The organism is Nocardioides immobilis, assembly GCF_003515065.1.
GTDB classification, from domain to species: domain Bacteria; phylum Actinomycetota; class Actinomycetes; order Propionibacteriales; family Nocardioidaceae; genus Nocardioides; species Nocardioides immobilis.
In genome coordinates, this window is sequence record NZ_QXGH01000033.1 from 83,678 (window position 1) to 106,715 (window position 23,038).

Genomic DNA, 23,038 nt, shown 5'->3' on the forward strand with positions numbered 1-23,038 from the left:
GACCCATGAAGGCCCCACTCTCCTGGATCAAGGAGTACGTCGACCTGCCGGCCGAGGTCACGACCGAGCAGCTCACCGACCGGCTGACCGACCTCGGGCTCAAGCTCGAGGCGATCCACAGCGCAGCCGACGCCATCACCGGCCCGCTCGTCGTCGGCAAGGTCCTGACGATGGACCCCGAGCCGCAGAAGAACGGCAAGACGATCAACTGGTGCACCGTCGACGTCGGCGCCGCCAACGGCTCCGGCGAACCGCAGGGCATCGTCTGCGGCGCCCACAACTTCGAGCCGGGCGACCTGGTGGTCGTGATCCTGCCGGGTGGCGTCCTCCCGGGGAACTTCCAGATCTCCGCTCGGAAGACCTACGGCCACCTCTCCGCGGGCATGATCTGCTCCGCCGCGGAGCTGGGCCTGGGCGACGACCACGACGGCATCATCGTGCTTCCTCCCGACGCCGGTAAGCCAGGCGACGACGCCTTCGACGCGCTCGGCCTCCGCGAGGAGGTCATCGAGTTCGAGATCAACCCGGACCGCGCCTACGGGCTGTCCCTGCGTGGCATCGCCCGGGAGGCGGCACTGGCCTTCGGTGCGCCGTACCACGACCCGGCGCTGCGCGAGACGCCCTCGTCGAACGGTGAGGGCTACTCGGTGCTCGTCGACGACCCGGCGGGCTGCCCGGTCTTCGTCGCGCGCACGGTGACCGGGTTCGACCCCGCGGCGCCGACCCCCGCCTGGATGGTCGAGCGGCTCACCCACGCCGGCATGCGCCCGATCTCGCTCGCCGTCGACATCACCAACTACGTCATGCTCGAGACCGGTCGGCCGATCCACGGCTACGACCTCGACAAGCTGCAGGGCGCGATCCGGGTCCGGCGCGCGAACGAGGGCGAGCGGATGACCACCCTCGACGGCGCCGAGCGCACGCTGTCGCCCGAGGACCTCGTCGTCACCGACGACTCGGGCATCATCGGCCTCGGCGGCGTGATGGGTGGTGAGACCACCGAGATGTCGGAGACGACCACCAACGTGCTGATCGAAGCTGCGCACTGGGACGCGGTCTCGATGTTCCGCACGGGCAAGCGCCACAAGATCAGCTCGGAGGCCGGCAAGCGCAACGAGCGCGGCGTCGACCCGACGATCTGTGCGGCCGCGGCCGACCGGGTCGTGGAGCTCCTGGTCCAGCTCGGGCGCGGTACGGCGGAGCTCGGCGTCACCGTGTTCGGCACGCCGCCGGAGCAGCCGCCGATCCGGATCGGCTACGACCTGCCCGCCCGCATCAGCGGCATCGACATCGACGCGGGCACCGTGGTCGACAACCTGAAGGCGATCGGAGCTGCCGTCGACGCCGACGCGGACGGCGTCACCGTGACCCCGCCGCCCTGGCGGCCTGACATCACCGACCCGTTCGACCTGGTCGAGGAGGTCGTCCGGATCGTCGGCTACGACCAGGTGCCGTCGGTGCTCCCTCGAGAGGCGGCCGGCCGCGGGCTGACCCGCACCCAGAAGCTGCGCCGCCGGATCGGCCGCACCCTGGCCGGTGCGGGCTGCGTCGAGGTCGTCAGCTTCCCGTTCGTCGGCGCCGCGACCTTCGACGCGCTCGGCCTGCCCGCGGACGACGTACGACGGCAGACCGTTCCGTTGGCCAACCCGATGTCCGCGGAGGAGCCGGCCTACACGACGACGCTGCTTCCGGGCGTCCTCAAGGCGGCGGCACGCAACATCGGCCGCGGTGCGCCGGGGGTGGCGCTCTTCGAGACCGGCACCGTCGCGTTCCCTGTCGACCGGGGCCCGGCACCGATCTACGGCGTCGACCGCCGACCGGACGAGGCCGACCTGCAGAAGCTCTTCGACGCGCTGCCCCGGCAGCCGCTGCACCTGGCGGTCGTGCTGGCCGGCGAGCGTGAGCGGGCCGGGTGGTGGGGAGCGGGCCGCGCGGCCGGCTGGTCCGACGCGGTCGGGCTGGTACGTCGCCTCGCCACCGAGCTCGGCGTCACCGTCGAGGTCCGGCGGGCCACGACGATGCCGTGGCACCCGGGGCGTTGCGCGGTGTTCCTCGTCGACGGCGTCGAGCTCGGCCACGCCGGCGAGCTGCACCCGAACGTCTGTGCGGAGCTCGGGCTGCCGGCCCGGAGCGCCGCCGCCGAGATCGACCTCGACCTGCTCATGGCCCACGCGACGGTCGTGGCGACGGGGCCGGCGTTCTCGTCGTTCCCGCTGGCCAAGGAGGACGTCGCGCTCGTCGTCGCCGACGACGTCGCCGCCACCACCGTCGAGACCGCCCTCCGCGAGGGCGCCGGCGGGCTTCTCGAGTCGGTACGGCTGTTCGACGTCTACACCGGCGAGCAGATCGGGGAGGGCAAGAAGTCGCTGGCGTTCGCCCTGCGCTTCCGGGCTCCGGACCGGACCCTGACCGAGGCGGAGACCAGCGCTGCGCGTGATGCGGCCGTGGCCCGGGCCGCCGAGGTCGTCGGCGCCGTCCAGCGCTCCTGACCCGGCGGTACCTCCGGAAGGTCGATGACGCAGCCGCCGCGCGCCTGACAGGATGTGCGGCATGGCCCTCCACGACTCCCTGCGCGAGCTGGTGACCGTTCGTGGTCCCGGTGTCGTCGACGAGGCAGAGGAGCTCCGCGGCGCCCTCGACGACTTCCTGGCCGAGGACGAGGCGACGCTGGGGGAGCTGAACCTGCTCGTCGACGCGGTACGGCTGGGGGCGCTCCGGCGGGTGCTCGACGTCATGGACCACGGCGCCGAGCCCGAGGCCGCCATCCGCGAGGCCGGCGGCGCACTGGCGCGCGACCGCGGCACCGACGATCCGACGCGGTCCTGCTGGGCACTGGCGACGCTCGGCTTCGCGCTCGGCAAGGTCGACGAGTCGATGGTGCGGATGTTCCGCGGCGATGCGGGCACGATGCCGGCCCCGCACCCGCCGACGGGTCCGCACGGACGGGCGCCAGAGGCGGCCCCGTCCGGCCCGGCCGACTTCTCGACGGCCGATCGTCCGCCGACCCGGGTGATCTCCGAGGAGGCGCCGGCCTCCTCCCAGCCGACTCCACCGCCGATCGGCTCCCAGCCGACGCCGCCCCCGATCGGCTCCCAGCCGACGCCGCCCCCGCTGCCGATCTCGGTCCAGCCGCCGGCGCCCACCGTCGAGATCCACGCGCCGCCGCCCCCGCCCAAGTACGTCGGGCCCGTGCCGCCGGTGATCCCCGAGGAGAAGAAGCCCAGCCGGGCCGGCAGCTACGTGCTGGTCGTGCTGGTCGCGCTGTTGCTGGGCGGCTTGGTCGCGGCCGGTTACATCCTGCTGCGCTCCGATGGCGACGACGACCCGACGGCGTCCGACGGCCCGACCACGGCAGTCGGCTCCGACAACTCCGGCACCAGCGGACAGGTCGAGGAGAAGAAGCCGGTGCCGAAGGACGCGATGCTGGTGCCTTACGTCGAGAACGACGTGTCCCGGATCTTCCAGGTCGACGCCACCACCGGACGATCCAAGCCCCTGACGCCGGAGGGCGTCGATGCGAAGCTGCCGACCATCTCGCCCGACCGCACCACGATGACCTACCAGGTCGGACAGTCGCCGACGGCCGTGATGGCCGTCGACCTGGCGACCGGCGAGCAGCGTGCGTTGTTCGACCCTGACGGGCCCTGCGGACGAGCCGGCCGACCCGCCTGGAGCCCGGACGGCAGCCGTCTCGTCACGCTGTGCGATCCCGACGGCGATGGGGAGACCGACGGGATCTGGCAGGCCAACGCCGACGGCAGCGGAGTCACCGGACCGGTGGTCGACAACCCCGAGGTCGGCGGCTCGCCGACCTGGATCTCGGCCACCGAGTTCGTGTACGGCGTCGATGATCCCGACACCGACACGACGTACTGGCGGACAGACGTCGAGGGCGGCAGCGGCGTGCAGCTGCCGATGGACATCGAAGGGCACCTCAGCCACATCGACTGGTCGTCGGAGGCTGGGCGGTTCCTGGTCCTGGCGTCGCCGGGCAATGAGGAGGAGGGCGCGATCTGGACCGTGGACGCCGACGGCCTGGACCCCGTGCTGGTCGGCGAGGGGCCGTTCGCCCATCCCGTCTGGTCGCCGGACGGGGACGCCATCGCCGCGACTCTCAGGAACGAGTCCGTGCTGGAGGTGCTGGTCGCGGTCCCGCTCGACGACCCCGCGAACCCCGTGGTCGTCCCGAGCCCGCCGCCGGGCGAGGTCGGGATCCCCGTGTGGGGCACCCGCTGACTCAGCGGTCGCGATCGGTCACTGCTGGAGGTACCGCTCGATCGTCTGCCGTCCGAAGGCCACGATCCGCTCAGCCGGGAAGGTCTCGGGCTCCGCGAGCACGAGCCGGCCGGCGTCCCAGAACAACGCGAAGAGGGCCCGGGCCAGCATCTCCACGTCGGTCGCCGGGTCGAGACCGTCCGTCATCGCCCACCGGATGATCTGCTCGAACGCCCCGATCACCAGCTTCTGACCAGCCGCGACGCGCGCGCGGAACTCCGGCGTGCTGGAGTCGACCAGCGAGAAGATCGCCTGCCAACGCTCCGGCGCCTCCCGCACCGCGCTGAGGAACTTCGCCAGTGACTCGATCGCGACTTCGGCGGGTGAGCCGCCGTCCATCGCGGGGAGGACCGTGGCCAGCTGCGCGAGGGCCGCCTGCTCCTCGCGCACGAGAGAGGCGCGGAGCAGCTCGGCGCTGTCGGCGAAGTGGCCGTAGACCACCGGCCGGGTCACTCCGGCCTCCTTGGCGACGGAGTCCATCGACACCTTGTGGACGCCCTGCTTGACGATCACCCTCAGCACGGCGTCGAGCAGTTGCTCGCGCCGTTCCTCCGGCGCCATCCGTGGCGCGTACGGGCGGGTTCTGCGCTCCACCGTGTCGGTCATCACTCGTCTCCTCGCTCGATCGGCTCTTGACAGCACGATCGCTTCTGCCGCAATCTTACACATACTGTAACTACAGTCAGTGTAGGAAATGGAGAAGCCCATGACGATCGTGGACCGCAGTGACCGCGTCTGCGTGATCGGCGCGGGGTACACCGGCAACGGGCTGGCGTACGCGCTGAAGCAGGCCGGGATCGCCTACGACCAGCTCGAGGCGACCAACCGGATCGGTGGGAACTGGTCGCACGGCGTCTACGACTCCACGCACCTGATCAGCTCCAAGAGCTCCACCCAGTACGTCGAGCTCCCGATGTCGGAGGACTACCCGACCTTCCCGAGCGCGGCGCAGATGCTGGCCTACCTGGAGTCCTACGTCGACCACTTCGGTCTCACCGAGAACCTGGAGCTGGACACCGAGGTAGCGCGGGTGCGGCCGGTCGACGCCAACGGCATGGAGGGTTGGCTGGTCGAGCTCGCGACGGGCGAGGTGCGCCGCTATCGCGCGGTCGCCGTGGCCAACGGCCACTACTGGGAGCGCAACATCCCCACCTATCCCGGTGAGTTCACCGGCCGCCAGCTCCACTCCAAGGACTACAAGCGACCGGAGGACTTCGGTGAGGGTGGCAAGGTCCTCGTCGTCGGCGCCGGCAACTCGGCCAGCGACCTGGCCGTTGAAGCTGCGGCGACGTTCGGGACCGCCGACATCTCCATGCGCCGCGGCTACTGGTTCATCCCGAAGACGATCTTCGGCATTCCGTCGTCGGAGTGGGACCGCGCTTGGTTGCCGATGGGCGTGCAGCGCTTCGGGTTCAAGCAGCTGCTCCGCCTCTCCTACGGCGACTACCGCCGCTACGGGTTGCGGAAGCCGGACCACAAGCTCTTCACCAAGGACGTCACCGTCAACTCGTCCCTGATGTACGCCCTTCTCCACGGCCGGGTCCAGCCGCGACCAGAGATCGCGCGGTTCGACAGCGAGGTCGTGCACTTCAAGGACGGGAGCCAGGGCAAGTACGACACCATCGTCTGGGCGACCGGCTTCAACACCAGGTTCCCGATGCTCGACGAGTCGATGTTCGTCTGGGAGAGCGGCCAACCGCTGCTGGTCGAGCACGTCCTCGTGCCGCGCGTCGCCAACCTCTACGTCTGGGGACTGGTCGCTCCGCGGTCGGGTGCCGGCCGGATCATCTCCCACGGCGCCGCGTTCCTCGCCGAGGCGATCACGGCCCAGGAGCAGTTCGACGAGCCGCTCTCCGACGTCATCGCCCGCTGGATCCCGGCGCAGTCGTCCATGCTGGCCGGGTCCGCCGAGATCCTCGGCAGGATCCGGCTCGCCCGCCGAGCGCTCCGTCTGCTGACCGCCCGCGCATCTCGCACCACGATCCCCGAGGAGATCTCCGCATGAGCCTGCCCACCCCGTCCTCCTCCGCTCGCGCCGTTGTGACGGGCGCGTCGAGCGGCATCGGCGAAGCGCTCGCCGAGAGCCTCGCGCGGCGTGGTCACTCGCTGACCCTCGTCGCACGCCGGCAGGACCGGCTTCGTGCCCTGGCAGACCGTCTCGCGGCTCAGTACCTCGTGACCGTCGACGTCGAGGCGTGCGACCTCAGCGATCGCGCCCACCGGGAGGCGTTGCTCGCGAAGCTGGCCCACGTCGACGTCAGCATCCTCTGCCTCAACGCCGGGTTCGCGACGTACGGCGGACTGGCCGCACTCGATCCTGCGCGTGAGCGTGAGCAGGTCGAGCTCAACGTGACGGCTGTCCACGACCTCACCGTGGCCCTGCTCCCGCGTCTGCTGGAGCGCGGCTCCGGCGCGATCCTGATCACCGGGTCCACCGCGGGGAACCAGCCCAGCCCGTACAACGCGACGTACGCCGCGACCAAGGCGTTCGCCAACACGCTGGCCGAGTCGCTGCACGGCGAGCTCGCGGGCACCGGGGTGACCTGCACCCTGCTCGCCCCCGGCCCGGTGCGCACCGAGTTCGCCGAGGTCTCGCACCTCGGCAAGGTCGAGGAGATGCTGCCTGCCTTTGCCTGGGTCACCGCCGGAGAGGCCGCCGAGGCGGCCGTCCGGAGCATGGCGTCCGGCCGGCGCCGGGTCGTGCCCGGCGCGACCGCCAAGCTCCAGAACATCGGCGGCCAGCACGCGCCCCGGAGCATCTTGAACCCGATCCTGAGGAAGGTCTACGGAGGCATGCGATGAAGGACTCGAAGGAGTACGGCGTCCGCGGCGGGGTGCGGCAGCTGATGAAGCTCGCCCCGCCCCGCGGGATGCTCTACAAGGACGCGCACTACCTGGCCGCGACGGTCGAGGTCGACCCGAAGGCGATGCGGCGCTGGCTGCCGCCGACGATCAGGCTCGCCGAGCCGGCGCGCGCGGACCTGTTCTGCGCATGGTTCCCCGACTGCACCTATGGGTCCGTCTACCACGAGGCGGGCCTGTTCGTGCACATCAAGACCGCCCGCGGCACGGGCATCCACTGTCCGTGGATGATCCTGGACGACGACGTCGCCCTCATTCTCGGGCGCGAGCTCCTTGGCTACCCCAAGAAGCTCGGCTCCATCACGTGGGACATCGACGGGGACCGGATCGAGGCAAGTGCCTCGCGACGCGGGACCAAGCTGATCAGCATGACCGGGACCCTCGGCGAACGCATCGACGACGCTCCTCCGATCCTGGGCCGCCCGCACCGCAACGTCACCGGCACGCTCGGCTTCGCGCTTCCCCGCATCATCGGCTTCACCCCTGGGGAGCACCCCATCGAGACCCGCCGGGTCGACCTCGACCTGACCGTCGACGGCTCCGAGCGCGATCCGCTTCACCTCATGGGACTCGGCGCGGTGGTCGACGCCCGGCTGCACCGGGTCGACCTGTCGGCAGGCCGACCGCCAGTGCCGCTCCGGCCGCTCACTCCGCTGTTCTCCGTCACCCGTCTTCGACCGAGAGTGCTTTGACATGACGACCTCACCCGCCCTCGCCACTCCGCTCGCCCTCCCGTGCGGGGTCGAGCTCCCCAACCGGATCGCCAAGGCCGCGATGAGCGAGCAGCTCGCCCGCCGCGACGGCACGCCGAGCGAAGGACTGCGCCGGCTCTACGCCGTGTGGTCGGGCAGCGGCGCCGGCCTCCTGATCACCGGCAACGTCATGATCGATCGGGATGCCCTCACCGAGCCCGGCAACGTCATCCTCGACGACGCCCGCGACATCGACGGTGTCCGCGCCTGGGCATCCGCGGCGCAGCAGGGGGGCGCGCACGTCTGGATGCAGATCAACCACCCCGGCAAGGTGGCGGTCGCTCCGTTCGACAAGCGTCCGGTCGCACCGTCGGCCGTCCGCAGTGGCGTCCCGGGCTACAACCTCCGCAGGCCGCGCGAGCTCACCACCGCCGACATCGACCGGATCATCACGCAGTTCGCCCGGACTGCCGAGCTCGCCGTCGCCGGTGGTTTCAGCGGCGTCCAGGTCCATGCCGCCCATGGCTACCTGGTGTCCCAGTTCCTCTCGCCGCTCTCCAACAGGCGCGATGACGACTGGGGTGGCGACCCCAAGCGGCGGATGCGGTTGCTGCTCGAGATCGTCGCCGCGGTGCGCGAGTCCGTCGGCCCGTCCGTGCCGGTCTCGGTGAAGCTCAACTCCAAGGACTTCACCCACGGCGGCTTCAGCGACACCGACTCCCTCGACGTCGCAGCCGCATTGGCCGACGCCGGCATCGACCTGCTCGAGATCAGCGGCGGCGGCTACGAGGAGCCCGCCATGCAGGGAGTCGCCCGGGGCCAGAGCACGCGAACGGGGGAGGCGTACTTCGCCGACTTCGCCCAGCAGGTCCGCCAGGTCTCGCCGGTGCCTCTGCTGCTCACCGGCGGCCTGCGCACCGCGGACTACATGGAGTCCCTCGTCGCGGCGGGGACGGTCGACGCCGTCGGCATCGGCCGCCCGATGACCTTCGTGCCGAACTACCCTGCACGGGTCCTCGCCGGCGAGTCGCCCACCCTGCCGAAGAACCCGCCCCACGTGGGATACCGGCCGCTGGACGGCTACCTGGAGCTCGCCTGGCACAACGACCAGCTCCACAAGATGGCCGGTGGCCGCACCCCGCAGCGCAGGCCCGGGACCCGCACCATCGCCCGTGCCGCAGGACGCATCACCAAAGCCGCGATCAAGCAGACGACGATCCCCGACTGACCGGAGCCCATCATGACGAACACCCAGCCTCGGCTCGGGGCGAGGACGGACCTCGCCTCCATCGGCGCCCGGGCCATTCCTGAGTTCGACGGGGTCCACGAGGTCTGGCCCCGCGGCCGGAGGCTCGAGGCGGTGCGCGAGGCCGCGGCGGCGTACAAGCCACGGTTCAAGGCCCAGGGCCAGGTGACGGCCGTGAAGTCGGTCGACATCGCCGCGGCGCCGTACCCGGTCTCCTTCGCGTTCCACGGCGCCGTCACCGCTCCGCACCTGCCCCTGATCTCGATGATCAACCGGATGATCGTCGTCCAGTACGACGACTTCGACGGCCGGGCGCGCACCCTGGTGTTCGAGCCGACCGTTCCGGACGGATCCGCCGAGGCACCCTTCTACGCCAACCTGGTGGCGCTGACCGAGAAGGTCCCGTTCGGCAGGCGGGTCACCGAGGCGCTGGTGCTGAAGTACTACAACCAGCCCGAGGACGTGCTCGACCAGCTCGGGCTGGGTCCTGACGACATCGACTTCTGCACGTTCGACCACCTCCACGTGCAGGACCCGCGGATGATCCTCGGCTCGACGTCGGTCATCCCCGGTGAGAGGGAGCCGCGACGCCCGCTCTTCGGCAACGCGCGCATGTTGGTGCACTCGCGGGAGCTGGCCACCCTCGAGTCGCTCCACCCCATGCAGTGGGCCTGGTACGTCGAGGACGGTCTGGACGGCGTCGACCCCGACCTGTTCGTCCGCTTCGACGGGGACATCGAGCTCGGCCCCGGCGTCGCGTTGCTGTGGACCCCCGGCCACACCGACGGCAACCACTCACTGGTGCTCAACACTCCCGATGGCGTCTGGGTCTCCAGCGAGAACGGCATCTCCCTGGACAACTGGCAGCCCGAGCTGTCCAAGATCCCCGGCGTGCGGCGCTACCACGAGGTCTATGGCCGTGAGGTGTGCCCCAACGCGAACACCCTCGAGGACTCCTTGGACCAGTACGACTCCATGGTCAAGGAGAAGACGCTCGCCGACCCGAGCCGCCACGACCCGCGCTGGCTGCAGATCCTGCCGTCCACCGAGCTGGCGCCGTGGCGACGGTTCTGGCCGGTGACACCCACGTTCGTGCACGGCGGCATCAGCTATGGCGAGATCCGCTCGCCGTCGAGGGGGTGACGTGGTGGGAGGCCCGTTGTCCGGCGGGCGGCTGCGCAGCACGCTGCGGGAGAGCTTGTTCTCCGCGATGGACGAGCTCGTACGGCGCGACGGGTGGGCCGCGACGTCGATCGCGAAGCTCGCCATCCACACCGGGGTGAGCCGGCAGACGATCTACAACGAGTTCGGCACTCGGGACGGGATCGCCCAGACCTACCTCCTGCATCGGATCGACGTCATGCTGGACGCAGCCGAAGCCGCGGTCCTCGCGAATTGCGACAACGTCGAGGTCGGGCTGCGCGCGGGGCTCGAGATCGTGTTCGACCAGTTCGACCAGCCGCTCGTCCAGACGGCGCTCGCCAACGGCGGGATCGGGTCCGAGGAGCTGGTCCCGCTCGCCCGGGCGACCAATGCGCACGCCACCGCCAGAGTCGCGAACCTGCTCCTCGAGCTGCAGCCCGATCTGGTGGAGCCAGCAACGACGACCTTCGCCGACGCGCTGGCCCGGGTCGCTCTCACCCACGCGCTGGTTCCCACGCACGACCGGGACGAGGCCATCGACCGGCTGGTCAGGGTGGCGATCGTCTTCCTCGGAGGACCACGATGACCGTCGAAGCCACGACCGTCGCCGGCGACGTCGCCCTCTTCTACCGGGGATCCGTCCGCGCCGATCCGTACCCGGCGCTGGCACGGCTCCGGGCCGCATCGCCCTGACGAGGTTCGCGCAGCGGTTCCGCAGCCCGGTCCTCGTCCAGGACCCGCCGGTCTACCGGCCGAACATCAGTCTCCGCGGACCCGACAGTCTGGAGATCCGGTTCGACGACATCGTGGCGGCCGGCCGCTGACAGGCGCTCAGCGCAGCTGGGCGTCGAGCCCGGCGAGTGCCGTGTCGAGATCGGACGCGACGACCAGGGCGTCGACCGTGCTCCGGCTCATGAACTCGTTGTCCGCGAGCCGCTGCAGGGTGTCGACCAGCGGGTCCCAGAAGCCGTCGCTGTTGAGCAGGCCGATCGGCTTCGTGTGCAGCGAGAGCGTCTGCCAGGTCCAGACCTCGAAGAGCTCCTCCAGCGTGCCGAGCCCGCCCGGCAGGATGAGGAACGCGTCCGCGCGCTCGGTCATCATCGCCTTGCGCTCGTGCATGGTCTCGACGACGTGCATCTGTACGCCGGGCTCGTGGAGCCGGCCCCACTCCCGCTCGACCATGAACCGGGGGATCACGCCGTAGACCCGGCCGCCGCCGTCGAGGACTCCCTGCGACACCCGGCCCATCAGCCCGCACCCACCACCCCCGTAGACGAGCTCGATGCTGCGGGTGGCGAGCTGCGCGCCGACGTCGTACGCCTCTTCGGCGAAGCGGGCGTCGGAGCCGTCGCGAGAACCGAGAAAGATCGCGAGTCGCTGGATCACGCAGCAGACCGTACGAGGTCAGTCGATCCCTTGGTCGAGCACCCCGCGGGCGTGGTCGTAGGTCGCGCGGTCGCCGGTGACTGTGATACCGGCGTCGTCCCGGCGCTTCCACAGCCAGGCATCCAGGGCGGCGGCGTCGCCGGTGACCACGACGTCCGCCGGCACTCCCGGGTCCGGGACGACGTGCATGTCCTTCTCGTCGGTGAACACCTCGCCGTCGTCGGGTGCGGTGCCGGAGAAGACCCCGATCTGGGTCCACACCGAGGTAGCGGCGTCGGAGATCCGGAACTCGAGGTAGCGCGGCTGCGGGTCGAAGGTGCCCCAGGCCGGAAGGTGGCCGTACATCACGTCGAGCGCCTCGTCGACCCCGTCCGCGGCGAGGTCGGCGTCCAGCGGGGTGACGCAGTCCGCGGTCAGCTCGGCATCGAGCCGGTGGATGAGCGCCTCGTGCGCCTGGCGCCGGTAGGTGAAGCCGACGGTGTGGTCGCTCGGCTTGGCAGACCACGAGTAGGCCGGCTCAGCGGGGTCGGCCGCCTCGAGGGCCGCGAGGAACGCCGCGTGAGTGTCGTCGTAGGCGGCGAGGAGTGCGTCGTACGTCGTGGGGCGCTCGGGCTCGACGTAGCCCATCTCCTCGCCGGACTGGGGGCGGTTGGTCACCATCGCGCACCACCAGTGCTGGACCGTGGTGAGGTGCCAGAGCAGGTCCGCAGCGGACCAGTCAGGGCAGGAGGGGACGCGCGCCTCGGGGTCGCATCCCGCCAGCACCTCGCGGAACCGGGCGGAGTCGCGGCGGATGTGGGCGAGGTAGTCGGCATACTCGAGTCGGGCCACGGCGGGGACAGTACGGCGCGGCACCGACAGCCGCTACTCCTTTCAGACTCGATTACGCAGGAACATGCAGAGGTCTGTATAGTCATGCACATGAACAAGGTCAGGGTCGCCGTCGCGGGAGCCAGCGGGTACGCCGGGGGCGAGGTGCTGCGCCTGCTGCTCGGACACCCGTTCGTGGAGATCGGTGCCCTCACCGCGGGCAGCAACGCGGGCGAGCAGCTCGGCACCCTGCAGCCCCACCTGACCCCGCTGGCCGACCGGGTGCTGGAGGAGACCAGCCTCGCGACGCTGGCCGGCCACGACGTCGTCGTACTCGCGCTGCCGCACGGCCAGTCCGGACCGCTCGCCGCGCAGCTCGGTGACGACGTCCTCGTCATCGACTGCGGCGCCGACTTCCGGCTCACCGACCCGGGGGACTGGGAGCGGTTCTACGGCAGCGCGCACGCCGGCACCTGGCCCTACGGCCTGCCCGAGCTGCCCGGTCAGCGGGAGCTGCTCGCGGGCGCCAAGCGGGTCGCGGTCCCTGGCTGCTACCCGACCGTGTCGACGCTGACCCTCGCCCCGGCGGTGGCCGCCGGCCTGGTCGAGCCCGACGTCGTGGTCGTCGCGGCGTCCGGCACCAGCGGGGCCGGCAAGGCCCCGAAGACCAACCTGCTCGGCAGCGAGGTGATGGGCAGCGTCTCCGCGTACGGCGTCGGCGGCGTGCACCGGCACACCCCCGAGATCACCCAGAACCTCGGCGGCCTCACCGACGCTCCGGTGCGGGTGAGCTTCACGCCGCTGCTCGTGCCGATGCCGCGGGGCATCCTGGCGACCGGCTCCGCGCCGCTCGCCGGACCGGTCACCGCGGCCGAGGCCTACGACGTCTACGCCAAGGCCTACGCCGACGAGCCGTTCGTCCACCTGCTTCCGCAGGGTCAGTGGCCCCAGACCAAGTCGGTCCTCGGGTCCAACGCCGTGCACCTGCAGGTGACGGTCGACGAGGCGGCCGGACGGCTCGTGGCCGTCGGCGCCGTCGACAACCTGGCCAAGGGCACGGCCGGCGCGGCCGTGCAGTGCCTCAACCTGGCACTGGGGTACGACGAGGCCACGGGCCTCTCTGCGGTAGGACTGGCTCCGTGACCACCTACTCGCTGTCCCGCTTTCCCGAGTCCCTCGCGATCGTCCAGCTCGGCCCCGGCGCCGAGATCCCGGAGTGGGCCGAGTCGTCGTCGATCTTCTCGGTGACCGCCACCGCGACCGAGACGTCCATCGTGTGCGCGGCCCGGAGCGTCCCCGTCAAGGCACGCAGCCACAAGCCCTACACGGCCTTCGCCGTGGAGCCCGAGGAAGGCTCGGCCGACTTCGATCTCTCCTCCGGAGTGACCGGCGTCCTGGTGGCACTTCTGGCGCCGCTCGCCGAGGCGGACGTGAGCGTGTTCGCCCTCTCCACGTTCGGCACCGACTGGATCCTGGTGCCCAAGAACGACGCGGACAAGGCCGAGGAGGCGTGGCGACGATCGGGGCACGCCGTCGCCCCCGCCGTCCCCGTCTGATCTCTCCGAAGGAAATACCCTGCCATGAGCGTCACCACCCCTGCCGGCTTCGTCGCCGGCGGCGTCCACTGCGGCCTGAAGTCCAATGGCAATCCCGACCTCGCTCTGGTGGTCAACCAGGGCCCGCACTTCGACTCCGCGAGTGTCTTCACCGCCAACCGGTGCAAGGCCAACCCGGTGCTGTGGAGCGAGCAGGTCGTCAAGGACGGCACCGTCAAGGCCGTCGTCCTCAACTCCGGCGGTGCCAACTGCTACACCGGCGCCGAGGGGTTCCAGACCACCCACGAGGTCGCCGAGCGGGTCGCCTCCAACCTCGGGATCGGCGCGATCGACGTCGTCGTCTGCTCGACCGGACTGATCGGGCTCCGCAACGACCGGCCGACCCTGCTGGCCGGCGTCGACGCGGTCCACGCCGCGCTCAAGGCAGACGGCGGTGACGACGCGGCGCACGCGATCATGACCACCGACTCGGTCAGCAAGCAGGTCGTGGTCGATCGGGGTGGCTGGTCGATCGGTGGGATGGCCAAGGGCGCCGGCATGCTGGCGCCCCAGCTCGCCACCATGTTGGTCGTCATCACCACCGACGCCATCGTGCCGGCGGCCGAGCTCGACGCCGCGCTGCGGGCCTCGACGCGGGTGAGCTTCGACCGGCTCGACTCCGACGGCTGCATGTCGACCAACGACACGGTGACCGTCATGGCCAGCGGCGCCAGCGGGATCACGCCGAGCGTCGAGGACTTCACCGCGGCACTGACCGAGGTCTGCTCGTCCCTGGCGATGCAGCTGCTCGCCGATGCCGAGGGTGCCGACCACGAGATCGCGATCACCGCCGTCAACGCGGCGACCGAGGACGACGCCGTGGCCGTGGGCCGGAGCGTCGCGCGGAGCAACCTGTTCAAGGCCGCCGTCTTCGGCAACGACCCCAACTGGGGCCGGGTGCTCGCTTCCATCGGTACGACGGACGCCGCGTTCGACCCCGCCGACCTCGACGTCGCGATGAACGGCGTCTGGGTCTGCCGGAACTCCGGCCCGGGGGAGGACCCCGCGACCATCGACCTCAAGCCGCGCAAGGTCACCGTCACCATCGACCTCAAGTCGGGATCGTGCGAGGCGACCGTCTGGACCAACGACCTGACCCACGCCTACGTCCACGAGAACAGCGCCTACTCCTCATGAGCGACGACATCAGCACCAGCATCGACATCGAGACCGTCACCTACAAGCCGGGCAAGCCCGACCCCGCGAAGGCCCGCACCCTGGCCGCGGCGCTGCCGTGGCTGAAGGCCTACCACGGCAAGGTCGTCGTGGTGAAGTACGGCGGCAACGCCATGACCGACCCCGACCTGAAGAAGGCGTTCGCCGAGGACATCGCGTTCCTCCGCTTCGCCGGGTTCAAGCCGGTCGTCGTCCACGGCGGCGGTCCGCAGATCTCCCAGATGCTCAGCCGGCTGGGCATCGAGTCGGAGTTCCGCGGCGGGCTCCGGGTCACCACGCCGGAGGCGATGGACGTCGTCCGGATGGTCCTGGTCGGCCAGGTGCAGCGGGAGCTGGTCGGGCTGATCAACGAGCACGGCCCGCTCGCCGTCGGCCTGTCCGGCGAGGACGCCGGCCTGTTCACCGCCGAGGCGACCAACACCGTCATCGACGGCGAGGAGGTCGACCTCGGCCTGGTGGGAGAGGTGGCGCAGGTCCGGCCCGAGTCGGTGCTCGACCTGATCGAGGCCGGCCGGATCCCGGTCGTCTCGAGTGTCGCGCCCGACGCCGACGGGGTCGTCCACAACGTCAACGCCGACTCGGCCGCCGCCTCGCTCGCGATCGCCCTTGGCGCGGAGAAGCTGCTCGTCCTCACCGACGTGGAGGGCCTCTACCTCGACTGGCCGGACCCCGAGGAGGTCATCGGCGAGATCGGACCGGAGGCGCTGGAGGAGATCCTCCCGACCCTCGCCAGCGGGATGATCCCGAAGATGGGCGCCTGCCTGCAGGCGGTGAAGGGTGGCGTGAAGCGGGCCACTGTCGTCGACGGGAGGCAGGCGCACGCCGTACTCCTCGAGCTGTTCACTGACGAGGGCGTCGGCACGCAGGTGCTGCCCGGCGTGACCACCAAGACCCGGAAGGCGAGGGAGATCGAGTCATGACCAACGCCGACTGGACCGAGCGCTACGCCGGAGCGCTCATGAACACCTTCGGCCCGCCCAAGCTGGTGCTGACCAAGGGCGAGGGCGCGCACGTGTGGGACGCCGACGGCCGGAAGTACGTCGACCTGCTCGGCGGCATCGCGGTCAACGCGCTCGGCCACGCACATCCGCGGCTGACCGCGGCGGTCACCGATCAGCTCAGCACCCTCGGCCACATCTCCAACTTCTTCGCGAGCGCCCCGCAGATCGAGCTCGCCGAGCGACTGATCGCGTTGCTGGTCGAGGGTTCGCACGCCGAGCCCGTCGAGGCGCGCGTCTTCTTCACGAACTCCGGCGCCGAGGCCAACGAGGCGGCGTTCAAGCTCACCCGGCGCACCGGCCGCACCAAGGTCGTCGTCACCGAGGGCGGCTTCCACGGCCGGACCATGGGCGCCCTCGCGCTGACGTCGAAGCTCGCCTACCGCGAGCCGTTCGAGCCGCTGCCGGGTGGCGTCGTCTTCGTCCCGTACGGCGACGTCGCCGCGCTGGAGGCGGCCGTCGACGACACCACCGCCGCGGTGCTGGTCGAGCCGATCCAGGGGGAGGCGGGCGTCGTCGTACCCCCGACCGACTACCTGCCGTCGGCCCAGCGGATCGCCCACGAGCACGGCGCGCTGCTGTGGCTCGACGAGATCCAGACCGGCGTCGGCCGGACCGGCGCCTGGTTCGCCCACCAGCACCCCGACCTGGTGAGCGGTCGGGTCGTGCCCGACATCGTCACCCTGGCCAAGGGTCTCGCCGGTGGCATCCCGATCGGCGCCTGCATCGCGACCGACGGGTCCGGCAAGCTCTTCGACCCCGGCAACCACGGCACCACGTTCGGCGGCAACCCGGTCGCGGCAGCGGCGGCGCTCGCCGTACTGAACACGATCGAGGACGAGCGGCTCCTGGAGCACGTCACCCAGCTCGGTCTCCGGCTCCGCGAGGGCCTCGCCGCCGACCCGCGGGTGACCTCGGTGCGGGGTGCCGGCCTGCTGATCGGCCTCGACCTGGTCGAGCCGAAGGCGGCCGACGTGGTCGTCGCCGCCCAGGACGCCGGCTACATCGTGAACGCCCCGACGCCGGAGCGGATCCGGCTTGCGCCGCCGCTGGTGCTGACCGATCCCGACGCCGACGGGTTCCTCGCCGCCTGGCCCGCCATCCTCGATGCCGCGGGAGTCGCGGTCTCGACCAGCTCGACCACCGTGGAGACCCCATGAGGCACTTCCTGCGGGACGACGACCTGAGCCCGGCCGAGCAGGCCGAGGTGCTGGCGCTCGCGGCGGCGATGAAGGAGAAGCCGTTCGAGCAGCAGCCCTTCGCCGGGCCGCGCACGGTCGCGATGATCTTCGACAAGCCGACCCTGCGCACGCAGGCGTCCTTCGCGGCCGGCATCGCCGAGCTGGGCGGTCACCCGCTGCTCGTGGAGGGGAAGCTCGCCGGCATCGGCCACCGCGAGTCGGTTGCCGACGTGGCACGGGTGCTCGGCCGCCAGGCCTCGGCCATCGTCTGGCGCACCTACGAGCAGAGCCGCATCGACGAGATGGCGGCGTACGCCGGCGTGCCGGTCGTCAACGCTCTCACTGACGAGTTCCACCCCTGCCAGCTCCTGGCCGACCTGCTGACCGTCCAGGAGCACAAGGGCGCCCTGGCCGGGCTCAAGGTCGCGTTCCTCGGTGATGCGGCCTGCAACATGGGCAACTCCTGGGCACTCGCCGGCGCGATCGCGGGGATGGAGGTGACGTTCGGGTGCCCGGACGGCTTCGCGCCGGCGTACGGCTCCTCGACGGTCACCGACGACCCGGTCGCGGCTGTGGCGGGTGCCGACGCCGTCGTGACCGACACCTGGATCTCGATGGGCAAGGAGGAGGAGGCCGACGCCCGGCGGGCCACGTTCGCGCCGTACTCCGTCACCTCGGACCTGATGGGCCACGCGAAGCCCGACGCGATCGTGCTGCACTGCCTGCCCGCCTACCGCGGCTCCGAGATCTCCGCCGACGTGCTCGACGGGCCGCAGAGCGTGGTGTGGGACGAGGCCGAGAACCGCCGCCACGCGCAGAAGGCGATCCTCGCCTGGCTCGAGGCGCAACGCCATGACTGAGCGAGCCCTGACGCCGCTCACCAAGAGCGCGCGGCAGCAACTGATCACCGACCTGCTCGGCAGCCGTGAGGTGCACTCCCAGTCCGAGCTCGCCGAGCTGCTGGGCACCCGGGGAGTGCACGTCACCCAGGCCACCCTGAGCCGCGACCTGGTGGAGCTGGACGCGCTGAAGGTCCGGCTCCCCACCGGGGCTCTCGTCTACGCCGTCCCGGCCGGGGGAGGCGACCGCACCCCGGTCCGCACCGACAGCGCAGCCGCGGCGCACAAGCTGGCCCGCCACTGCGCGGAGCTGCTCGTCAGCGCCGAGGCGAGCGCCAACCTGGTCGTGCTCCGGACGCCGCCCGGCGCCGCGCAGTTCCTCGCGAGCTCGATCGACAGGGTCGACCTGCCCGACGTGCTCGGCACCATCGCCGGCGACGACACCGTCCTGGTGATCGGTCGCGACCCCGGCGGGGGCCAAGCCCTCGCCCAGCAGTTCACCGCATTCGCTGAAAGGAACCAGTAAGTGTCCAAGGTCCTCACCGCCCTGCCCAAGGGTGAGCGCGTCGGCATCGCCTTCTCCGGCGGCCTCGACACCTCCGTCGCCGTGGCCTGGATGCGCGACAAGGGCGCGGTCCCGTGCACCTACACCGCCGACATCGGCCAGTACGACGAGCCCGACATCACCGGCGTCCCGGTCCGGGCCCTCGAGTATGGCGCCGAGATCGCCCGCGCCGTCGACTGCCGCCGCGAGCTGGTGGAGGAGGGTCTCGCCGCGATGGCCTGCGGCGCGTTCCACATCCGGTCGGGCGGCCGCGCCTACTTCAACACCACCCCGCTGGGTCGCGCGGTCACCGGCACCATGCTGGTCCGCGCCATGCACGAGGACGGCGTCGACATCTGGGGCGACGGATCGACGTTCAAGGGCAATGACATCGAGCGCTTCTACCGCTACGGCCTGCTGGCCAACCCGGAGCTGCGGATCTACAAGCCATGGCTCGACCCGGAGTTCGTCTCCGAGCTCGGCGGCCGCGCCGAGATGAGCCAGTGGCTCACCGAGCACGAGCTGCCCTACCGGGACAGCAAGGAGAAGGCGTACTCCACCGACGCCAACATCTGGGGCGCCACCCACGAGGCCAAGACCCTGGAGCACCTCGACGTGTCCCTGGAGACGGTCCAGCCGATCATGGGCGTGAAGTTCTGGGACCAGTCCGTCGAGATCGCACCGGAGGACGTCACGGTTGCCTTCGAGGCCGGCCGGCCGGTTGCCATCAACGGCCAGCGGTTCTCCGGTGCCAACGGCGCGGTGGACCTGGTCCTGGCGGCGAACGCGATCGGCGGTCGGCACGGGCTCGGAATGTCCGACCAGATCGAGAACCGGATCATCGAGGCGAAGTCCCGCGGCATCTACGAGGCGCCCGGGATGGCGCTGCTGTGGATCGCCTACGAGCGGCTGCTCAACGCTATCCACAACGAGGACACGATCGAGAACTACCACAACAGCGGCCGGCGACTCGGCCGGCTGCTCTACGAGGGCCGCTGGCTCGACCCGCAGGCGTTCATGCTGCGGGAGTCGATCCAGCGCTGGATCGCGTCCCTGGTGACCGGTGAGGTCACGCTCCGGCTGCGGCGCGGCGAGGACTACACGCTCCTGCGCACCGACGGCCCGGCGTTCTCCTACCACCCCGACAAGCTCTCGATGGAGCGCACCGAGAACGCCGTCTTCGGTCCGACCGACCGGATCGGCCAGCTCACCATGCGCAACCTCGACATCGCCGACTCGCGGGCCAAGCTGGAGCAGTACGCCGAGCAGCCGATCCACCAGGGCCTGGTCGCCGTCGAGAACGGCGTCCTCTACGGCGAGATCGAGGCCGGGGGTGCCGAGCAGATCACCGCCAACCCGGACCTCACCGGCGAGGAGGAGGCACTCCTCGAGGAGGCCGCGATGGAGGCGGGAACCGACTGATGCGCCACGAACCGACCCGCCGTACCGTCGCACGGGTGCTGCCCGTCACCCGCGACGGCCGGGTCCTGCTGCTGCTCGGGTGCGATCCCGCGCTGCCGGAGACCCAGTACTGGTTCACCATCGGCGGCGCGACCGACGAAGGCGAGTCCCTGGCCGAGGCCGGTGCCCGCGAGCTGCGCGAGGAGACCGGCATCGCGGTCGAGCCCGCCGATCTCGGGGAGCCGTTCGGCACCTACGAGGTGGAGTTCTCCTGGGACGGCCGCGACTACGTCAACGACTCGACGCTGTTCGCCGTGGCGCTCGACGAGACGCCGGTGTCCTTCGAGGGCCTCGACCTGCTGGAGTCGCAGTCGATCTTCGACGCCCAGTGGTGGACGCCCGAGGAGCTCGACAGCCAGGGTGGCGCGGTGGACCCCCGCCTGGTCGACCACATGCGGGCCGCGATCGCGCACGTCCGGGAGGGAGCGGCATGACCGCCGACGAGGCCACCAACAAGGGCAAGCTCTGGGGTGGCCGGTTCGCCGGAGGGCCGTCGCCCGAGCTCGAGGCACTCTCGCGGTCGACCCACTTCGACTGGCGGCTCGCTCTCTACGACATCGCGGGCTCCCACGCCCACGCGAAGGCGCTGGGAGCGGCCGGCCTGCTGACGGCCGACGAGGAGGCCGAGCTGCACCGTGGCCTCGACGTCCTGGCCGAGCAGTACGTCGCCGGGACTCTGCTTCCGGAGCCCTCCGACGAGGACGTCCACGGCGCCCTCGAGCGGCTGCTCATCGCGGCGGTCGGCCCCGACGTCGGAGGCAAGCTCCGGGCCGGACGGTCACGGAACGACCAGATCGCGACCCTGTTCCGCTGCTACCTGCTCGACCACTCGCTGACCGTGAGCGACCTCCTGCTGGACCTGGTCGACGCGCTCGCCGGCCAGGCGGAGCAGCACCTCGGCGCGATCATGCCGGGGCGGACGCACCTGCAGCACGCCCAACCGGTGCTGCTGTCGCACCACCTGCTCGCCCACGCGTGGGCACTGCTGCGCGACGTGGACCGGCTCGCCGACTGGCGGCGTCGTGTCGAGTCGGACTCGCCGTACGGCTCCGGCGCGCTCGCCGGCCAGAGCCTCGGCCTCGATCCCGAGCTGGTCGCGCGTGAGCTCAACTTCACCGGGTCGACCGCCAACTCGATCGACGGCACCGCGTCGCGGGACTTCGTCGCCGAGTTCGCCTTCGTGGCTGCCCAGGCGGGTGTCGACATCAGCCGGATCGCCGAGGAGATCATCCTCTGGGCCACGAGGGAGTTCGGGTTCATCACCCTGCACGACTCGTGGTCGACCGGGTCGAGCATCATGCCGCAGAAGAAGAACCCGGACATCTCCGAGCTCGCCCGTGGCAAGGCGGGCCGTCTCGTCGGCAACCTGACCGGCCTGCTCACCACGCTGAAGGCACTGCCGCTGGCCTACAACCGTGACCTGCAGGAGGACAAGGAGCCGGTCTTCGACTCCGTCGACACCCTCGAGGTGCTGCTGCCCGCCTTCAGCGGGCAGATCGCCACCCTCACGTTCGACACCGCTCGGATGGCCGAGCTCGCGCCCCAGGGCTTCTCGCTGGCCACCGACATCGCCGAGTGGCTGGTCCGGCAGGGTGTGCCGTTCCGGATCGCCCACGAGGTGGCAGGGACGTGCGTCCGGGACTGTGAACAGCTGGGCATCGAGCTCCACGAGCTGTCCGACGAGCAGTTCGCGGCGATCTCGCCGGCCCTCACTCCCGAGGTGCGCTCGGTGCTGACGGTAGAGGGCTCGGTGTCGTCGCGCAACGGCCGGGGAGGCACGGCACCCGAGCGGGTGGCCGAGCAGCTCGCCGAGCTGCGGGCCAGGGTCGCCGGTGCGCGTGGCGTCCTGGAGGAAGTGCGTGGGCGCGCTCGCTGACCTGCTTGACGGACCCGTCGACCAGGTCGCCCCGCGGCTCCTCGGCGCGGTTCTGCGGCACGGCCAGGTCGCCGTACGTCTCACCGAGGTCGAGGCGTACGACGGCCCCGACGACCCCGCGTCGCACGCCTACCGCGGACGCACCGCGCGCAACGGCGTCATGTTCGGCCCACCCGGTCACCTCTACTGCTACCTGAGCCACGGCATCCACACCTGCGCCAACGTCAGCGTGGGGCCGGACGGGCGCCCCAGCGCGGTGCTGATACGGGCGGGGGAGGTCGTCGAGGGGATCGAGGTCGCGCGCGCATTCCGTCCCGGAGCTCCCGACCGCGACCTCGCACGCGGGCCCGGCCGGCTCTGCCGCGCGCTCGGGATCCGACTGGAGCACGACGGCACCGACCTGGCGCGCGGAGAGGTCACGCTCACCCCGGGTGGGCTCCTGGACGCGATCGCGAGCGGCCCACGGACGGGCGTGCGGTACGCCGCGGACCGGCCTTGGCGGCACTGGATCGTGGGCGACCCCACCGTCTCGCCGTACCGCCGTCACCCGCGTGCAGACAGCGTCTGAACGGCGTACGAACGCCGATGTGCGCCCCGATTTGCCAGGGTGCCCCCGTGCCCTGCTAACTTCCTCCTCGTCGCAGCACGCGGCTCCCAAACCCCGCCGAGAGGCACAAGGTCCCTGGGTCGTCGTGTGCCTGGACACCGGTCGAGATCCATGGCCGACAACCCCGCAGAACTAGGTGATGCGGAGTTGACGAGCCAAACCGACACCGGTAAAGTTTCACAGGTTGCCCCGGGGGCAAAGCGAGAGCCGGACCCCGAGCGCGTGTGATGTTTGAGAACTCAACAGTGTGTCATGCAATTTATGTCGTTGTGATTTGTTTGTGCGGCATTCGCATCTTTGGTGTGGGTGTCGTGGGTTTTTGGCAAGTCAAATGATTCTGGCGATAA

At 70.8% G+C, this 23,038-nt stretch carries 22 protein-coding genes; 19 read left to right on the forward strand and 3 right to left on the reverse strand.

Annotation, left to right across the window (positions count from 1 at the left end):
• Positions 1-5: 5 nt before the first annotated feature.
• On the forward strand, positions 6-2,489 hold the full coding sequence (gene pheT / locus D0Z08_RS25060; RefSeq protein WP_118928007.1) for a phenylalanine--tRNA ligase subunit beta: 2,484 nt from the start codon (positions 6-8) through the stop codon (positions 2,487-2,489).
• A 61-nt stretch (positions 2,490-2,550) separates the two neighbouring features.
• Entirely contained in the window at positions 2,551-4,236 is a 1,686-nt protein-coding gene (locus tag D0Z08_RS25065) for a PD40 domain-containing protein (RefSeq protein WP_118928008.1), read from the forward strand.
• Positions 4,237-4,254: 18 nt separating this feature from the next.
• On the opposite strand, the gene D0Z08_RS25070 is transcribed toward D0Z08_RS25065, so the two are convergent.
• On the reverse strand, positions 4,255-4,881 hold the full coding sequence (locus D0Z08_RS25070; RefSeq protein WP_245994448.1) for a TetR/AcrR family transcriptional regulator: 627 nt from the start codon (positions 4,879-4,881) through the stop codon (positions 4,255-4,257).
• A 100-nt stretch (positions 4,882-4,981) separates the two neighbouring features.
• Between D0Z08_RS25070 and D0Z08_RS25075 the strand changes: the two genes are divergently transcribed.
• Genes D0Z08_RS25075 through D0Z08_RS25100 form a run of 6 tightly spaced genes read left to right on the forward strand, consistent with a single transcriptional unit; the run spans position 4,982 to position 10,804 of the window.
• Positions 4,982-6,280 carry a flavin-containing monooxygenase gene (locus D0Z08_RS25075; protein ID WP_118928009.1) on the forward strand — a complete coding sequence of 433 codons (1,299 nt, stop codon included), beginning with the start codon at positions 4,982-4,984 and terminating at the stop codon, positions 6,278-6,280.
• On the forward strand, positions 6,277-7,077 hold the full coding sequence (locus tag D0Z08_RS25080) for an SDR family NAD(P)-dependent oxidoreductase (RefSeq protein WP_118928010.1): 801 nt from the start codon (positions 6,277-6,279) through the stop codon (positions 7,075-7,077). Before D0Z08_RS25075 ends, D0Z08_RS25080 begins: the two co-directional genes overlap by 4 nt.
• Positions 7,074-7,829: an acetoacetate decarboxylase family protein gene (locus D0Z08_RS25085; protein WP_118928011.1), complete on the forward strand. Its 756-nt coding sequence runs from the start codon at positions 7,074-7,076 to the stop codon at positions 7,827-7,829. The genes D0Z08_RS25080 and D0Z08_RS25085 overlap by 4 nt, the downstream gene beginning before the upstream one ends.
• A 1-nt stretch (position 7,830) precedes the next feature.
• A complete protein-coding gene (locus D0Z08_RS25090; RefSeq protein ID WP_118928012.1) occupies positions 7,831-9,057 on the forward strand; it encodes an NADH:flavin oxidoreductase/NADH oxidase family protein in 1,227 nt (408 codons plus the stop codon).
• 12 nt (positions 9,058-9,069) lie between these two features.
• Complete coding sequence (locus tag D0Z08_RS25095) at positions 9,070-10,218, forward strand: MBL fold metallo-hydrolase (protein ID WP_118928013.1); 1,149 nt, start codon at positions 9,070-9,072, stop codon at positions 10,216-10,218.
• Position 10,219: 1 nt separating this feature from the next.
• Positions 10,220-10,804: a TetR/AcrR family transcriptional regulator gene (locus tag D0Z08_RS25100; RefSeq protein WP_182481478.1), complete on the forward strand. Its 585-nt coding sequence runs from the start codon at positions 10,220-10,222 to the stop codon at positions 10,802-10,804.
• A gap of 245 nt (positions 10,805-11,049) precedes the next feature.
• Here the strand turns inward: D0Z08_RS25100 and D0Z08_RS25105 are convergent, their stop codons facing one another.
• Both D0Z08_RS25105 and D0Z08_RS25110 read right to left on the reverse strand, forming a co-directional pair.
• Positions 11,050-11,604 carry an LOG family protein gene (locus D0Z08_RS25105; RefSeq protein WP_118928015.1) on the reverse strand — a complete coding sequence of 185 codons (555 nt, stop codon included), beginning with the start codon at positions 11,602-11,604 and terminating at the stop codon, positions 11,050-11,052.
• Between the two features lie 18 nt (positions 11,605-11,622).
• Positions 11,623-12,435, reverse strand: coding sequence for a maleylpyruvate isomerase family mycothiol-dependent enzyme (locus tag D0Z08_RS25110; protein ID WP_118928016.1), 813 nt, complete (start codon positions 12,433-12,435; stop codon positions 11,623-11,625).
• An 84-nt stretch (positions 12,436-12,519) separates the two neighbouring features.
• On the opposite strand from D0Z08_RS25110, the gene argC reads away from it, so the two are divergent.
• Genes argC through D0Z08_RS25165 form a run of 11 tightly spaced genes read left to right on the forward strand, consistent with a single transcriptional unit; the run spans position 12,520 to position 22,652 of the window.
• Complete coding sequence (argC, locus tag D0Z08_RS25115; protein WP_220454340.1) at positions 12,520-13,557, forward strand: N-acetyl-gamma-glutamyl-phosphate reductase; 1,038 nt, start codon at positions 12,520-12,522, stop codon at positions 13,555-13,557.
• Complete coding sequence (locus D0Z08_RS25120; protein WP_182481479.1) at positions 13,554-13,970, forward strand: ACT domain-containing protein; 417 nt, start codon at positions 13,554-13,556, stop codon at positions 13,968-13,970. Before argC ends, D0Z08_RS25120 begins: the two co-directional genes overlap by 4 nt.
• A gap of 24 nt (positions 13,971-13,994) precedes the next feature.
• Complete coding sequence (gene argJ, locus D0Z08_RS25125) at positions 13,995-15,146, forward strand: bifunctional glutamate N-acetyltransferase/amino-acid acetyltransferase ArgJ (protein ID WP_118928018.1); 1,152 nt, start codon at positions 13,995-13,997, stop codon at positions 15,144-15,146.
• Positions 15,143-16,105, forward strand: a complete 963-nt coding sequence (gene argB, locus D0Z08_RS25130) for an acetylglutamate kinase (protein WP_118928019.1) — start codon at positions 15,143-15,145, stop codon at positions 16,103-16,105. The genes argJ and argB overlap by 4 nt, the downstream gene beginning before the upstream one ends.
• Positions 16,102-17,343: an acetylornithine transaminase gene (locus D0Z08_RS25135; RefSeq protein ID WP_118928020.1), complete on the forward strand. Its 1,242-nt coding sequence runs from the start codon at positions 16,102-16,104 to the stop codon at positions 17,341-17,343. Before argB ends, D0Z08_RS25135 begins: the two co-directional genes overlap by 4 nt.
• Complete coding sequence (argF, locus tag D0Z08_RS25140; protein WP_118928021.1) at positions 17,340-18,224, forward strand: ornithine carbamoyltransferase; 885 nt, start codon at positions 17,340-17,342, stop codon at positions 18,222-18,224. Before D0Z08_RS25135 ends, argF begins: the two co-directional genes overlap by 4 nt.
• On the forward strand, positions 18,217-18,729 hold the full coding sequence (locus tag D0Z08_RS25145) for an arginine repressor (protein WP_118928022.1): 513 nt from the start codon (positions 18,217-18,219) through the stop codon (positions 18,727-18,729). The genes argF and D0Z08_RS25145 overlap by 8 nt, the downstream gene beginning before the upstream one ends.
• Positions 18,730-20,169: an argininosuccinate synthase gene (argG, locus tag D0Z08_RS25150; RefSeq protein WP_118928023.1), complete on the forward strand. Its 1,440-nt coding sequence runs from the start codon at positions 18,730-18,732 to the stop codon at positions 20,167-20,169. It abuts the gene before it with no gap.
• Positions 20,169-20,642 (forward strand): NUDIX hydrolase, encoded by a 474-nt coding sequence (locus D0Z08_RS25155; protein ID WP_118928024.1) that lies wholly within the window; start codon positions 20,169-20,171, stop codon positions 20,640-20,642. Before argG ends, D0Z08_RS25155 begins: the two co-directional genes overlap by 1 nt.
• On the forward strand, positions 20,639-22,084 hold the full coding sequence (gene argH / locus D0Z08_RS25160; RefSeq protein WP_118928025.1) for an argininosuccinate lyase: 1,446 nt from the start codon (positions 20,639-20,641) through the stop codon (positions 22,082-22,084). The genes D0Z08_RS25155 and argH overlap by 4 nt, the downstream gene beginning before the upstream one ends.
• Entirely contained in the window at positions 22,068-22,652 is a 585-nt protein-coding gene (locus D0Z08_RS25165) for a DNA-3-methyladenine glycosylase (protein ID WP_118928026.1), read from the forward strand. Before argH ends, D0Z08_RS25165 begins: the two co-directional genes overlap by 17 nt.
• Positions 22,653-23,038: the final 386 nt, after the last annotated feature.